Genomic DNA, 14,414 nt, shown 5'->3' with positions numbered 1-14,414 from the left:
TCTTAATATTTATATTTCGCATATATTACACCTTTTCTAAAAATAGAGGAAATATCTATTGAATCATAATCTACATCCGAATAAACATCCAACATATATCCTTTAGAAATAGATAACAAGTAATTATCTCCCAACATTTCGGAAATCATTTTCTCATCATTTGGACGATGGTAGGAACATACTATTATTTTTTTCAGTACTCCATTTTGAATCATTTTCTCTGCTCCTTTTAACATAACTTCTTCTGCCCCCTCAATATCAGCTTTTATAGTAGAAAGGTTTATGCCCTTTTCATAAAAATAATCATCCAGCCGAATCATACACCCTTCCGAGTTATCCGATACATATTTATTTATAATACGAACCTTCTCTTTCCAAGGAGAAAAAGTTAAATTAAGAGCTTCTATCCACCCTTCATCGCATTCAAACAAATATAGGGTCTTTACACTTTCAATAAGACTTAATCCCCATATACCTTCAGCTGCACCTATATCCGCTACAATTTCATTTTGAAAAGACATCTCCCCAAATGAATAACTATGAGGAGAATCTTTATCTTGTTCTATACATAAACACCGATACAAATCCTTTATTGCTCTTTTTGATAATTCTCGTTTAAAATAAAGCCTTTTCCCTTTATGATTTACATAGAAGAGTCCATTACTTTTATCTTTTGTCAATTTGATTTTTTGTGTCAAATACTTATTTCTAAAAGAATAGTTTATCTGTGAAATCAAAGAATATCTTAAATATTCCATAATCTCTTTTTTATCTTGTAAGGGCAATTTACAACTTGCCGACTCCAAATACAATTTAGTTTTTCTAGTTAACCGATACCTTTTGGTGTTGAGAAAAGATTCAATCACATATTTGAAGAACAGTAAAAATCGGATGTACATAAAGCTCATGATATTTAATACATACCTAAAAAATAACGCACCAGTCTTTTATAAGAAAAAAATTGGTGGGCAATAGTAAAATCATCAATTTCCACATTTGCCTTTATATAAACCGGATGTTTTAAAGGGAATTTCATTTCCTCAGAAAGAACGAATAAATCATCATTCCGGGCAGTAGTATGTGTAGCCTCAATTGAATGCAGACCAATATTTGTAACTAAGTTAACCATAGGATAAATCGATAATCTATTCTGGAGTCTATGCATAAAAAAATATTGAGTATCCCAGGTATTAATACCCCTATTACCTCCTAACACATCTGAAAGAAAAGTTGAAAAATATATTTCTTCCTTCAAATTTCGGAATAAACCTTTCCGCTTGTACTTGTCGTCTCGAATCTCATTCCAATAAGGAAAATTCACATCATAATCCTTCCAGACCCTCCGCCAGGAAGCCCATCCCCAAATATGGGATACAGAGCAAAAATCATAACTATACTCACTCTTTACATCATTTCGCAAAAAGTTATTTCCCCCAATGTGTCCAATACGCTCATCATCCTTATATTTCAACAATAATTCTTCGCAGAAAGGGAAAAATGACAAATCCGGTAAACAATCATCTTCTAAGATTACACCATATTCTTCACATTCAAAAAACCATGAAATAGCAGTCGAAACAGCCATTTTACAACCTAAGTTAGTATCACGAAATAGAGTATGAACTTCACAAGGCCAATCAATTAAATCAATAATATGACGGGTTTCCTGACTTCGTTTGATTTCATCCGGGCGATTCTCACGTGGAGCATCTGCTGCTATATACAACTTTGTTGGCTGAATTTGCTTAATGCGTTCAAATACTCTTCGTGTTGTATCCGGACGTGCAAATATTAAAAATAAAATAGGGGTCCGATACATATTTACTTTTTTAGTCCGTTAGCCAAAGCCTCTAAATAACCTCTACCATTCTTCAAATCTGGTTCCATATAATTACCTTCGGCCCATTCATTCCATGATTTCAATATGACAATTTTGTGTTCATCCGATTTATCAGATATTGACTTAACCACAGTCTCCACATGCTTCTGAAACAAAACTGGGGTTGAATTTTTCAGTATAGAACCATATTTACCAGTTCTTGGAGAATGATCCCAATTAGGAACTAAAGTAGGATACACATTCTCTCTTTTATCTTCCAGACCAGAGAAATATTTCATTGCATCTTTATATTCATACCAAAATCCATGTTTAAATATCTCTCTATTAATTTTATTAATTGCCATTCTTAACAAAGACAACCCTACTCTTTGATATTCAAACAATCGGACAACATTAACAGCATTATATCCTAGTGCCAACAAAGTATCTATATAATCAGGTCGGTAAGTATGAGCTACAAAATGGATTCCAAGAAGTCCATTTTGTTTGGCAAGTTCTTGCCAACAATCTATAAACTCTTTGGAATCAGGAATTTCCTGCGGTGAAAAAACTAAAAAGAACGGTTTACCATCAACCGTCACATAACGTTTATCCTTAAAAGCAGGCAACACATCATAAAAATGTTTTTTGTAATCTTCTATTCCATTATAAGTTTGTCTCATTACTGGCTCTTTAGTTTTCAAGCCACAATAAATACCATGCCAACTATGATTAGCCCATGCAAGACAAAAAGGGAAATCAGGCTTTCCCGAAGATAATACTTCATTAAATGGGCGTTCTAACAATCTGCGTCCATTACCAAACCAATAATGCCAATAGCAAAAACCTTCAACACCATATTCTCTAGCCATCTCTGCCTGAGCTTCTCTTGTTTCAGAAACTCTAAGATCATAATAGCCCAAATCCGCAGGTATCTGAGGTTGATAATGCCCTCTAAATAATGGTTTAGCTTTACCTACATTTGTCCATTCTGTAAAACCTTTACCATACCACTTGTCATTTTCCGGTATAGGGTGATATTGAGGTAGATAGAAAGCTAATACTCTTGCTTTATTATTTTGTTTCATTAAAAAATCGTTTGTTCTCCTGTTTTTCCAATCATACCATGATAAAAACCATACAATAGGCCTTTTATCTTAGCGAACTTATTATCTTCGTAACATATAACAAAAAATAATCTTTTATAGAACCAATAGTACAGAAATCCTTTCCAATTAGCCCATGGATATAAGCGTTTTGTTATTATACCATTTCTCACAATATAATAAGATCTTACTGGCGAATATTCATTGGGAAAGAATGTTTTCCACAAAAATTTATGTTTTGTCTTTTGGTATCCGGCACCATGAACTAAGTATACTTGTGGCATCACACGGGTAGTGATGCCACTTTTCTTTGCACGCAAAGAAAACTCAGTGTCTATCGCATCAATGAAAAAGTCATCCCGAAACAAGCCGATTTTAGAAAAAACTTCTACAGGATATACACTTCCAGATGTCATCGTTGTTTCTACTTCAATAAAGCCGTCATCTATAGATGTATACAATGCTTTGTCATGAAGCAAATAGTTCGGGGAGAAAATAGACCTGATATTTGATTCCTTGATCGCTTTCAAATACAGCTTGAAATCTTCTTTCACAAAATGACTATCCTGATCCATCGTCAATAAATAGTCATATTGATTTTCTTTCGCATATAAGATAGCTCTATTTAAAGCTTTTCCTATTCCTAGATTTTTACCTACTCCCATCAAAACGATTTTCTCTTCCCAAGTTGGTGAATGCAAATCTAATTGATTTCCAGGGGTATTATTCCAAATAATCAACTTATCAAGTAAATCTATATATGATGCGATATTTTTCCAAACTTCATCAGTTGGGTAATAAAATATCACGATTCCAAGCGTTTTCATATTATTTCAACTTACGCCCTAGTATATAAATATTATCCCAGCCTTCCTGAGAATATATAATCTCCAAATTAAAGTATGAGAAAATCTCTTCCAATAGCTTAACAGTAAAAATATGATGATGAAAACAACGATTTTCATCATTTTTCATAGAACGTCCTATGAAAACATCTTTGTTATTACCCACAACATCCTTATCCAGATCATGCAATTCTATTATTTCATCGAAATGCGTCATATCGTTTTCATTCACATCATTTGCATAGTCCTCCAACAAATGAGAAAAGGAAGTATCGGGTCTTCTATGATCAAAATTAGAAATTTTATTAGGTAAAATAAGAAGGATATATCCACCTGCATTCAATACGTTCAACCAACTTTTAACGGCTTTGAGTGGATTAGCGACATGCTCTAAGCAATTTGATGAAATGATAAAATCATACATTTTACCGACAATCATTTCTATTTCTGTTGCTTCTCCTATGAATTGAGTTCCTAAATTTACACCTTTGTATTTGTATGTACCTTGACTCAAATTACCCTCCCAAACCGTTTGATAAGAGTAGTTACATCCATCTACCCTATTAGCCACAGAATAGATCGGCAAATTACCTTCTTTACTAAAAATATGAGATCCCCCGCCTACTTCCAAGCCGTTCTTATTCTTAAACAACGGTAAAAATTCTATCAGCTTCCGTTTAATCAGAGGTTCCTTGAAACAATATTTAAGAGCCTGTGGATTACGGATATAATTTAATATGGTTCCTAAAAAACAATTATAAATTATCAACCTGAATCCTACAGGAAGTTTTCTATACAATTTTACAATCATACAATATGCTATTTCTATTTATTTTTTTAATATAAAAGAAATACTCTCTCTCAATACAACAGACCTCGTTAGCCACAATATCAAAATATACAGTACCGCTACAATAACAATTTTGGCAGTAAGCAAATAATACAAATTATTAATACCTATTGTTGCAAACCAAGATATAGAAAAACAGAAAAAAACGAGTAATAAATAAGGAGAAATATCCCGCAATAACTCAATTGTTTGAATACCAATATATTTTTTACCACAAAAATGCCATCCAAAATTTAATAAAAGAGTAAGAGCGGAACATCCTATTATCATTGGGAAAATCCCATAAGAAGCTAAAAATAAAGCCAATAATAAATTAAGACCATAAAAAGTAGAACTTACATAAAGTATAATGTTCGACTTGCCATGAGAAAATAGTATTGCCCAATATAAATTAGTAATAAAACTAAATGAATACGCAATAGTCAGAATTTGAAGATAAGGAACACTATTGAGCCACTTTTCTCCAACTGTTAGTAATATAAACTCTTTGGCGACAAAAGCCAGTCCCAATAATACAGGAAAAGAAATAAAAGCACCAAATCGTAACATTTTTCTAAAAACTTTCTTCTGTCGTTCTTTATCATCCGCGACCTCAACCAAAACAGGTTGTGCCACCCCCTGTATCATATTGCTTATTGTCATATTCCCTAAGACCATCCATTTATTCCCTTGTGAATAGTAACCCGTATCTGTATCTGTATAGAATTTACCCAACAGTACAGAAAAAATATTCATATTCACTTGCCCTAAAATATTATTAAATAATATTTTAGAACTAAATCCAAACATTTCTTTGATTGGAGAAAGATCAAAAGAAAGGGTTGGTCTCCACCCAGAAAAATACCAACGCAATAAAGTAGCAACCAAGCATTGAGAAACTAATTGTATAGCTAATCCCCAATAGGCAAAACCCAGCAATGCAAATATTAAGCCAACTCCTCCTGAAACAGATACAGCTACGACATCAATAATACCGCGTTGCTTGACCTTTAACTTCTTAAATAAAATAGCATTATGTGCTATCCCAAAACTTGAAATCAAGAAACTTAAAAATAGTACACGGGAAAGATTAAGAAGAACCGGTTTATTATAAAATTGGGCAATCAGAGGAGCTGCAAGAAATAAAATCATATAAATAACGATTCCACAAAACGCACTAAACCAAAAGACAGCATTATAGTCCTCATGCCGAATAGTCTTTTTATTAATCAACGCCGTAGTAAAGCCGCTATCCATAATCGTATTGGCAATAGCACTAAAAATAGCAAGCATAGCCACCAATCCATAGTCATCCGGACTAAGTATACGGGCTATCACAATCCCAAATACCATACCTATTATTTGTTGGAAGAATGTACTAATCCCTCCCCAAAAAAGGCCTTTAGCCGTTTTATCTTTCAAAGTTTCCTCAGCCATTTATTCTTTCCTATCATCACCTTTATCCAATCTCAACCCAGTTTTTGCATTAAGCGGAGAAATGACCAATGGATTGAATCAAACGAAATAGTTGCTCGGTAGTAACTACATTAGTTTTGTAATATTTACCGGCAGCAGACGGAAATTTCAGTTGGTGACAATTTGTCACCAATTCACTTCCTTCAGCTTTCAGTCTCTGTTTGAGCTTATTCCAGTACTTCCGACCATCTACACTCTCTGTCAATACACTCACCACATCTACTATGGAGAAATACCATTCTTCCGTTTCGTCGTCCCAAAGAGTACGAACTTTCTTCTCCTCGAAAATTTTAATAGCTTCTTTCCTAGTCATTGTCTTGGTTTTTATTTATTCTTAATTTATTTTGCAAAACAACTGTCATACTATCATCAACATCATTACACCGATTGTAAATCAATTATTACAACAAATGACAGTATACATGATAGAAACAAATTACCCTCTCATACTATCATAAAAACAGCTATCTTTTTTCAAACAGTATATTGCTTATTTTCAAAGATATAACTATATAAACTCATTGACACCCGGGTCTTAACCATCTCCACACCCGGGTGTCAGCATCACTCAGACCGGGGTATAAAAACTGTCGAAATAGGGGTCCCGGGAAAATTTTCTCCCTGTTTTAGCTAAAAAAGATAACTACTTTGACAAATTAAATGCCATACTTAACACAAAACAAACGAAGAGTAGGACGGTAATGACAGTTTATGATAGTTCTATGATAGATAAATTCATCAACCATCATAGTTATACATCCCGTAAATCAAAGAGTACAAACAAAATATGATAGTATGATAGTTATTTTTCAAAAAACTTCTTTATGACCAACCACTCTTATCTTCTTTTCACCGTATGCTTAAACTTTAAAACAGCCAGATTCAATTCTATTTTCGTTTCCGAATCTGTTACTTTCGGTTCATCATCTAATAAGTCAGCCATTAACTCACTCGTGCGCTGCATAAGTGTTTTCTGCTGTGCTTCATCGGCGGTAGGTAACTGTAAAACAGTTCTGGACAATTCCTTGATTCTTGCAAAAGCTTCAACGATTGCGATTGTTGTCTGCGTTGCCTTATTACTTTTCAGGATTGTTGCCAACATGTAAAGTCCTTTTTCAGTAAAAGCTGTCGGAAGAGCTGTTGAATGTTTTAAAGGATTGAACCGGTCAAAATTTTTGACCAGTTCGGCTTTCTCAACTTTATTACATTCGATTAAATATCCGGCAGGAAATTTATCCGGATTATTTTTGACTGCCTGATTTATTTCTTTTGTTTCTACATCATAAAGCATAGCGACATCCCTGTCAAGCAGAACTCTTTGATCCCGTAATTCAATTATGCAACTTTCTACATCACTGAATCTAATCACATTTTCTTTCATAGTTAATTAATTTTAGTTTACAATATGTATTCTACCTCCCTATGCAATGATAAACAAACCCGTTCTCCTCCATCTCCTTGATATCATAAATATTACGGCCATCAAGAACCAACGGGGTAGCCATCAGTTTCTTTATAGCAGACCAGGAAGGCATACGGAACTCTTTCCATTCCGTTACAAGCATCAGGGCATCGGCATCCACTACTGCATCATAAATATCTTTTGCATAATGAATCGCATCTCCGATACGACGTTTTGATTCTTCTACTGCTACAGGATCGTAAGCATATACTTCACAACCTGCCGCCAACAGTTTTTCTATCAAAACCAAAGAAGGGGCTTCACGCATATCGTCTGTTTCAGGCTTAAAGGCCAGTCCCCAGATAGCGATACGTTTACCTTTCAGGTCTCCATTAAAATGCTTTTCGAGTTTATGGAACAAAAGAGATTTCTGTTCATCATTTACTTCCTCGACTGCCTGGAGGATACGCATCGGATAATTATTTTGCTTGGCTGTATTAATCAAAGCTTTCACATCTTTAGGAAAACATGAACCGCCATAACCGATACCGGCATACAGGAAACGGTTACCGATACGATTGTCGGAACCGATACCTTTACGTACCATATTTACATCCGCACCGATAATCTCACACAAGTTGGCAATATCGTTCATAAAACTGATACGGGTAGCCAACATGGCGTTCGCAGCATATTTAGTCATCTCGGCAGATGGCACATCCATAAAAATCACACGGAAATTGTTTAAAAGGAAAGGACGGTACAGACGAGTCATCAGCTCTTCTGCACGCTCAGATTCTACACCAACAACAACACGATCCGGACTCATAAAGTCGCTGATCGCTGCTCCTTCCTTCAGAAATTCAGGATTAGAAGCGACATCGAACTCGATCTCTACTCCACGTTTATCCAGTTCTTCCTGGATAGCCCGGCGTACTTTCTTTGCCGTGCCGACGGGAACCGTACTCTTTGTTACGACCAGAATATGTTTCTTCATATTCCGACCGACAGTACGGGCTACCTCAAGCACGTATTTCAAATCGGCGCTACCATCCTCATCGGGAGGCGTACCTACGGCACTGAACAAAACTTCCACTTCGTCCAAGCATTCAGTAAGATCGGTTGTAAAGTGTAATCTTCCGGCCTGCTGGTTACGATGGACCATATCTTCCAGACCGGGTTCATAGATAGGGATTATCCCCTTTTTAAGGTTTTCAATTTTTTCGGTGTTAACATCTACACAAAAAACTTCGGTCCCCATTTCTGCAAAACAGGTTCCGGTAACCAGGCCGACATAGCCTGTTCCTACTATCGCTATTTTCATAATTTATAATCAAAATGCAAAATTAAAGGCTCTTGAAATATTTAATTGTATCTATCAAACCTTCTTCCAAACGGATTTTAGGTTCCCAGCCATTCAGTTTTTCTTTTGCTAAAGTAATATCCGGTTTACGCTGTTTCGGATCATCAGAAGGAAGAGGGGTAAATATTATTTTTGATTTCGAATTAGTCATCTTCAATACTAACTCGGCCAACTCCAGCATGGTAAATTCTCTCGGATTTCCCAAATTGACAGGTCCGGTAAAGTTTTCGGAAGCCATCATACGAATCATACCTTCCACCAGGTCGTCGACATACTGGAAGCTACGGGTTTGCTTTCCATCTCCGTAAATAGTAATATCTTCGCCTTTCAACGCCTGCATGATAAAGTTGGAAACAACCCGGCCGTCATCCGGACGCATACGGGGACCATAGGTATTGAAAATACGGATAATCTTGACATCTACCTTATTCTGACGATGATAATCCATGAATAAAGTTTCCGCACAACGTTTGCCCTCATCATAACAACTGCGCAAACCGATCGGATTCACGTTTCCCCAATAACTTTCTTCCTGGGGATGGACGATCGGATCACCATAAACTTCACTGGTAGAAGCCTGAAGAATACGTGCTTTGGTACGTTTAGCCAACCCAAGCATATTGATGGCACCGATAACAGATGTTTTAGTCGTACTCACCGGATCGAACTGGTAATGTATCGGAGATGCCGGACAAGCCAGATTATAAATCTCATCGACCTCTACATAATACGGGAATGTCACATCATGGCGAACCAGCTCAAAATAGGGATTGTCCAGTAAATGAACAATGTTTTGTTTCAGACCTGTAAAATAATTATCCATACAAATCACATTGTTCCCGTCTTTCAGCAGGCGTTCGCAAAGATGAGAGCCGATAAAACCGGCTCCTCCGGTAACTAAAATCTGTTTCATGCTATCTGTTCAATTTGAGTTTTTCTATATATCTCAGTCCTTTTCATAAGAATGAGAGCACAACAATGTTGGTCAGTCCCATGCCGGAAATGACAAAACTTCCACAAAGATAGGAATTTGAAGGGATTCTTTCCCTTCTAAAATCGTTATTTATATAAAATGGAAATTACCGATCATTATTTCTTATTCAGAATCGTTACTTTTGAGCATAGATACGTTGTATTATATCTACGACTTTCATACCTTCTAATACATTCGTTGTAATACATTCCGAACCGGAGCCGGAAAGGACACGGACCACATTGCGGATCACGAAATTATGATTCTGAGCCGATCCCTTGTAAGGGCCGTAATCATTACCCGGATTGGTTGGAGCCAGTTCAGGCATTTCATACTCCTTCACATGGCAATATTCCACTTCGTTCATATATTGTCCGCCGATCTTTACGCTGCCATTCTCTGCCACGATCAGCATGCTGCTTTCCATATTCTTGTCCCACACAGAAGTCGAATAGCTCAGACTTCCCATTCCTCCGTTCACGAAATTGAAGTTCACAAAGCCGGAGTCTTCAAAAGCGGTCAGTTTCTCATGATTGAAATCGGCAAAACGGGCCTGGATATTACAGATATCCCCGAACAACCAATACATGATATCGATAAAATGGGAGAACTGGGTGAAAAGCGTTCCGCCGTCCAGCGCAGCATCACCATGCCAGCCACCGGGTTTATAATAACGTTCGTCACGGTTCCAATAGCAGTTCAACTGAACCATGTATATTTCACCCAACTTGCCAGAGTCGATCATATCCTTAATCCACACGGAAGGAGGGGAATAGCGGTTCTGCATGACGCAAAATACCTGTTTACGGTATTTCAAAGAAGCATATACTACCTTCTCCGCATCAGCCAATGTCAACGCCATCGGTTTTTCTATCACCACATTACAACCGGCTTCGATGGCTTGTACCGCCATAGACGCATGCAAACCGTTCGGAGTACAGATATTAATGACATCTATCTGAATACCACTCTGCAATAACTCTTGCAAACCGGCAAAAAAAGGAACTTCATACCCCTCTATTCCCAATTCTTCGCGAGGACGGATATCGCATAAAGCTACTAATTCGGCATCTTGATCACGGGTTACCATCTCGGCATGGCGCTTTCCGATATGACCACAACCGACTACAGCGAATTTTATCTTATTTTCTTTCATCTATATTGTTACTTTCCACTAAATTCGAATAGAAATCAAGTATAGCATCAATTATATACTCCTGCTCTCCCTTTGTCATCTCCGTATGGATCGGTAATGATAAAACACACTGGCTCAGACGGGCCGCCTCATTCATATTTCCCGGCGTACGTGCCATCCACTTATAGGCATCCTGGGCCTGTAAAGGCAACGGATAATACACCATGGAAGGAATGCCTTTCTCTTTAAGAAAAGACTGTAAAGATTCCCGGAGTTTTGCCGTATCGGTATAATCACCGACCGGTTTCAACTGAACCGTATATTGATGATAGACATGTGTAGAAAAATCACTCTTCTTCGGAAGAATCAACTGCTCGCATGAAGCCAAACCTTCGTCATATCTTCCGGCAACAACTTGCCGGGCTTTCGTAAACTCGTCGATATACTTCAGCTTCACATCCAAAACAGCGGCATGCAGGGTATCCAGACGAGAGTTACATCCTATCAACTTATGATGATATTTAACTTCCTGACCATGATTTGCGATCATACGGATACGCTTTGCCAGACTCTCATCAGAAGTTATTAAAGCGCCTCCGTCACCAAAACAGGCCAGCGGCTTGGATGGGAAAAACGAAGTTGTACCGATAACGCCCATTGTCCCTGTTTTCTTCACCTGCCCATCCGGGAAAGTATACTCCGCACCAACAGACTGCGCATTATCTTCTATCACATGAAGATGATACATGCCGGCTATTCTCAGGATCGGAGCCATATCGCAGGACTGTCCGAACAGGTGAACTACAATGATTGCCTTGGTATTACGGGAAATAGATTCTTCTATTTTACGGGGATCGATATTATAGGTTCGCGGATCTACATCCACCAGCACAGGAGTCAATCCCAGCAAAGCGATCACCTCGGCAGCCGCCACATAGGTAAATGCCGGAACAATCACCTCATCCCCCGGCTGCAACTGCAACGCCATCAAAGCGATCTGAAGAGCATCCGTACCGTTCCCGCAAGGAACCACATAGGGAATATCCAAATAATCAGCCAGATGATCACCAAAAGCCTTCACCTGAGGACCGTTGATAAAGGCACTGCTTTCAATAACAGTTTGCATGGCGGTATCTATCTCCTCTTTCAGGCGATGATACTGACCTTGCAAGTCAACCATTTGTATATGTCTTTCAAGCATCTTTCCTATTGTATACCACTGTTTATCTTATGAAGATTAAAACGTTTCAAATAATCTTTTATTGCATAAAAGACCTTTAACATTCTTTTCTATGATAAGTGAGAGCTTAGGGGCTCTTACCTATAAGAGAGCCGGGACTCTTACAGATAAGAATACCGGCTCTATTATCATTCATACTCCCGGCACTCTTACGTTCCATAGCACCGGAGATCTTATGTTATTTTACTTCGCTACCCGGTTTCACTTCCTTTTCCGGAGTGATGACAGACAACTTGCCGTCGAAGTTTTCAGCAGAGAGGATCATACCTTCCGATACGATGCCTTTTAACTTACGCGGAGCAAGGTTGGCAATAAAACAAACCTGTTTTCCGACCAACTCTTCGGGGGCATAATGCTGGGCGATACCGGAAACGATCGTACGTTTCTCCAGACCGTCATCGATACGGAACTGCAACAACTTATCGGCCTTAGGCACCTTTGTACATTCCAGGATCGTTCCCACACGGATATCCAGTTTTGTGAAATCATCGAACGCGATGTTTTCGCGTATCGGTTTCGCTTTATAGTTGGCTTCTTCGTTCGCTTTCTTTGTATCCAGCAACTTCTGAACCTGCGCTTCGATCACACTGTCTTCGATCTTTTCAAAGAGCAGTTCGGATTTGCCAAGCTGATGTCCGGCTTCCAACAAATCGGTTGCGCCCAGACGGCTCCAGCCTAACGGTTCTACATTCAACATCTTGTTGAGTTTCTCCATACTGAACGGCAAGAAGGGTTCGAAAGCAATAGCCAGGTTGGCTGTGATCTGCAAAGCGATGTTCATGATTGTTGCCACACGAGTCATATCTGACTTTGCCAGCTTCCAGGGTTCCGTATCTGCTAGGTATTTGTTACCGATACGGGCCAGGTTCATGGCTTCTTTCTGGGCATCACGGAAATGATAGGTGTCGAGCAGACGTTCCACATTTGCTTTTACATCTTCGAAATCTTTCAAAGTCTGACGGTCATAGTCAGTCAGTTCGCTTACTGCCGGCACTTTTCCTTCGAAATATTTCTCAGTCAGCACCAGAGCACGGTTTACGAAGTTACCCAGGATGGCAACCAACTCGTTGTTATTGCGTGCCTGGAAGTCTTTCCAGGTAAAGTCGTTATCTTTTGTTTCCGGAGCATTGGCGGTCAGGACATAACGTAACACGTCCTGTTTTCCCGGCATATCCACCAGATATTCGTTCAACCATACCGCCCAGTTGCGGGAAGTAGAGATCTTGTCGCCTTCCAGGTTCAGAAATTCATTGGCTGGCACATTCTCCGGCAGATTGAAAGTACCTTCCGCCTTCAACATGGCTGGGAATACGATGCAATGGAACACGATATTATCCTTTCCGATGAAATGTACCATCTTGGTTTCAGGATCTTTCCACCAGGTCTCCCAACTGTCGGGAAGTAATTCTTTTGTATTGGAGATATAACCGATCGGGGCATCGAACCATACGTAAAGCACTTTGCCTTCCGCTCCTTCTACCGGAACAGGGATACCCCAGTCCAGGTCGCGGCTTACGGCACGCGGTTGCAATCCCATGTCCAGCCAGCTCTTGCACTGTCCGTACACATTCGGTTTCCATTCTTTATGATCTTCCAGAATCCATTTGCGCAGGAACGGTTCATGCTTATCCAAGGGCAGATACCAGTGTTTGGTCTCCTTCATCACCGGTTCGCTACCACTAATGGCAGACTTCGGGTTGATCAGGTCTGTAGCATTCAACGATGTACCGCAGGCTTCGCACTGGTCGCCATAAGCCTTTTCGTTACCGCAATGCGGACATGTACCGGTTATATAACGGTCGGCAAGGAATTGTTTGGCTTCCTCGTCGTAATATTGTTCGCTGGTCTTCTCGATAAACTCTCCTTTTTCATACAGGGTACGGAAAAAGTCCGACGCTACCTGACGATGAGTAGGCGAAGTTGTACGTGAGTAGATATCGAACGAGATGCCGAACTCCTCGAAAGACTTCTTGATAATGCCATGAAAACGGTCCACCACATCCTGCGGTGTAACACCTTCTTTCTTAGCACGGAGGGTAATAGGCACACCATGTTCGTCCGATCCCCCGATCATCAATACCTCTTCCCCCTTCAGACGAAGGTAGCGGGCATAAATATCGGCCGGTACATACACCCCGGCCAGATGTCCGATATGTACCGGTCCGTTCGCATACGGCAACGCCGTAGTTATCAGCGTTCTCTTAAAATGTTTTTCCATACCTTGTG

At 39.0% G+C, this 14,414-nt stretch carries 12 protein-coding genes and 1 pseudogene; all 13 read right to left on the bottom strand.

What is annotated here, in order from left to right; genetic code table 11:
- Positions 1-2: 2 nt before the first annotated feature.
- The 13 genes and pseudogenes from DWW91_RS01900 to metG all read right to left on the bottom strand — a co-directional run bounded on the left by DWW91_RS01900 (position 3) and on the right by metG (position 14,406).
- Positions 3-758: a hypothetical protein gene (locus DWW91_RS01900; protein ID WP_122326771.1), complete on the bottom strand. Its 756-nt coding sequence runs from the start codon at positions 756-758 to the stop codon at positions 3-5.
- A 155-nt stretch (positions 759-913) separates the two neighbouring features.
- Complete coding sequence (locus DWW91_RS01895; protein ID WP_122326770.1) at positions 914-1,819, bottom strand: hypothetical protein; 906 nt, start codon at positions 1,817-1,819, stop codon at positions 914-916.
- A 2-nt stretch (positions 1,820-1,821) separates the two neighbouring features.
- Positions 1,822-2,907, bottom strand: a complete 1,086-nt coding sequence (locus tag DWW91_RS01890) for a glycoside hydrolase family 99-like domain-containing protein (RefSeq protein ID WP_122326769.1) — start codon at positions 2,905-2,907, stop codon at positions 1,822-1,824.
- Positions 2,907-3,752, bottom strand: a complete 846-nt coding sequence (locus tag DWW91_RS01885) for a hypothetical protein (RefSeq protein WP_122326768.1) — start codon at positions 3,750-3,752, stop codon at positions 2,907-2,909. The genes DWW91_RS01890 and DWW91_RS01885 overlap by 1 nt, the downstream gene beginning before the upstream one ends.
- 1 nt (position 3,753) lies before the next feature.
- Positions 3,754-4,581, bottom strand: a complete 828-nt coding sequence (locus DWW91_RS01880; RefSeq protein ID WP_122326767.1) for a methyltransferase domain-containing protein — start codon at positions 4,579-4,581, stop codon at positions 3,754-3,756.
- Positions 4,582-4,599: 18 nt separating this feature from the next.
- Positions 4,600-6,036, bottom strand: a complete 1,437-nt coding sequence (locus DWW91_RS01875) for a lipopolysaccharide biosynthesis protein (protein WP_122326766.1) — start codon at positions 6,034-6,036, stop codon at positions 4,600-4,602.
- 67 nt (positions 6,037-6,103) lie between these two features.
- A pseudogene (locus tag DWW91_RS01870) lies at positions 6,104-6,388 on the bottom strand (BRO family protein); the annotation flags it as partial.
- Between the two features lie 525 nt (positions 6,389-6,913).
- Positions 6,914-7,456: an ORF6N domain-containing protein gene (locus tag DWW91_RS01865; protein ID WP_122326765.1), complete on the bottom strand. Its 543-nt coding sequence runs from the start codon at positions 7,454-7,456 to the stop codon at positions 6,914-6,916.
- A 31-nt stretch (positions 7,457-7,487) separates the two neighbouring features.
- Positions 7,488-8,801, bottom strand: a complete 1,314-nt coding sequence (locus DWW91_RS01860; RefSeq protein ID WP_009860714.1) for a UDP-glucose/GDP-mannose dehydrogenase family protein — start codon at positions 8,799-8,801, stop codon at positions 7,488-7,490.
- 22 nt (positions 8,802-8,823) lie between these two features.
- On the bottom strand, positions 8,824-9,753 hold the full coding sequence (locus tag DWW91_RS01855) for a UDP-glucuronic acid decarboxylase family protein (protein WP_009860713.1): 930 nt from the start codon (positions 9,751-9,753) through the stop codon (positions 8,824-8,826).
- Positions 9,754-9,949: 196 nt separating this feature from the next.
- Positions 9,950-10,969: a Gfo/Idh/MocA family protein gene (locus DWW91_RS01850; RefSeq protein WP_122326764.1), complete on the bottom strand. Its 1,020-nt coding sequence runs from the start codon at positions 10,967-10,969 to the stop codon at positions 9,950-9,952.
- Positions 10,956-12,149 carry a DegT/DnrJ/EryC1/StrS aminotransferase family protein gene (locus tag DWW91_RS01845; RefSeq protein ID WP_199722535.1) on the bottom strand — a complete coding sequence of 398 codons (1,194 nt, stop codon included), beginning with the start codon at positions 12,147-12,149 and terminating at the stop codon, positions 10,956-10,958. Before DWW91_RS01845 ends, DWW91_RS01850 begins: the two co-directional genes overlap by 14 nt.
- Positions 12,150-12,366: 217 nt before the next feature.
- Positions 12,367-14,406: a methionine--tRNA ligase gene (gene metG / locus DWW91_RS01840; RefSeq protein ID WP_122326763.1), complete on the bottom strand. Its 2,040-nt coding sequence runs from the start codon at positions 14,404-14,406 to the stop codon at positions 12,367-12,369.
- Between the last annotated feature and the right edge of the window lie 8 nt (positions 14,407-14,414).

The organism is Parabacteroides sp. AF17-3, from assembly GCF_003635445.1.
Classification (GTDB): domain Bacteria; phylum Bacteroidota; class Bacteroidia; order Bacteroidales; family Tannerellaceae; genus Parabacteroides; species Parabacteroides goldsteinii.
This window is presented reverse-complemented; position numbering and strand designations above follow the sequence as displayed.

Excerpts from the sequence above, each read along its gene's own strand:
- DWW91_RS01890 (WP_122326769.1), bottom strand. The coding sequence starts at position 2,907 with ATGAAACAAAATAATAAAGCAAGAGTATTAGCTTTCTATCTACCTCAA.
- metG (WP_122326763.1), bottom strand. The coding sequence starts at position 14,406 with ATGGAAAAACATTTTAAGAGAACGCTGATAACTACGGCGTTGCCGTAT.
- DWW91_RS01860 (WP_009860714.1), bottom strand. The coding sequence starts at position 8,801 with ATGAAAATAGCGATAGTAGGAACAGGCTATGTCGGCCTGGTTACCGGA.
- DWW91_RS01880 (WP_122326767.1), bottom strand. The coding sequence starts at position 4,581 with ATGATTGTAAAATTGTATAGAAAACTTCCTGTAGGATTCAGGTTGATA.
- DWW91_RS01875 (WP_122326766.1), bottom strand. The coding sequence starts at position 6,036 with ATGGCTGAGGAAACTTTGAAAGATAAAACGGCTAAAGGCCTTTTTTGG.
- DWW91_RS01855 (WP_009860713.1), bottom strand. The coding sequence starts at position 9,753 with ATGAAACAGATTTTAGTTACCGGAGGAGCCGGTTTTATCGGCTCTCAT.
- DWW91_RS01850 (WP_122326764.1), bottom strand. The coding sequence starts at position 10,969 with ATGAAAGAAAATAAGATAAAATTCGCTGTAGTCGGTTGTGGTCATATC.
- DWW91_RS01895 (WP_122326770.1), bottom strand. The coding sequence starts at position 1,819 with ATGTATCGGACCCCTATTTTATTTTTAATATTTGCACGTCCGGATACA.
- DWW91_RS01885 (WP_122326768.1), bottom strand. The coding sequence starts at position 3,752 with ATGAAAACGCTTGGAATCGTGATATTTTATTACCCAACTGATGAAGTT.
- DWW91_RS01845 (WP_199722535.1), bottom strand. The coding sequence starts at position 12,149 with ATGCTTGAAAGACATATACAAATGGTTGACTTGCAAGGTCAGTATCAT.
- DWW91_RS01865 (WP_122326765.1), bottom strand. The coding sequence starts at position 7,456 with ATGAAAGAAAATGTGATTAGATTCAGTGATGTAGAAAGTTGCATAATT.
- DWW91_RS01900 (WP_122326771.1), bottom strand. The coding sequence starts at position 758 with ATGGAATATTTAAGATATTCTTTGATTTCACAGATAAACTATTCTTTT.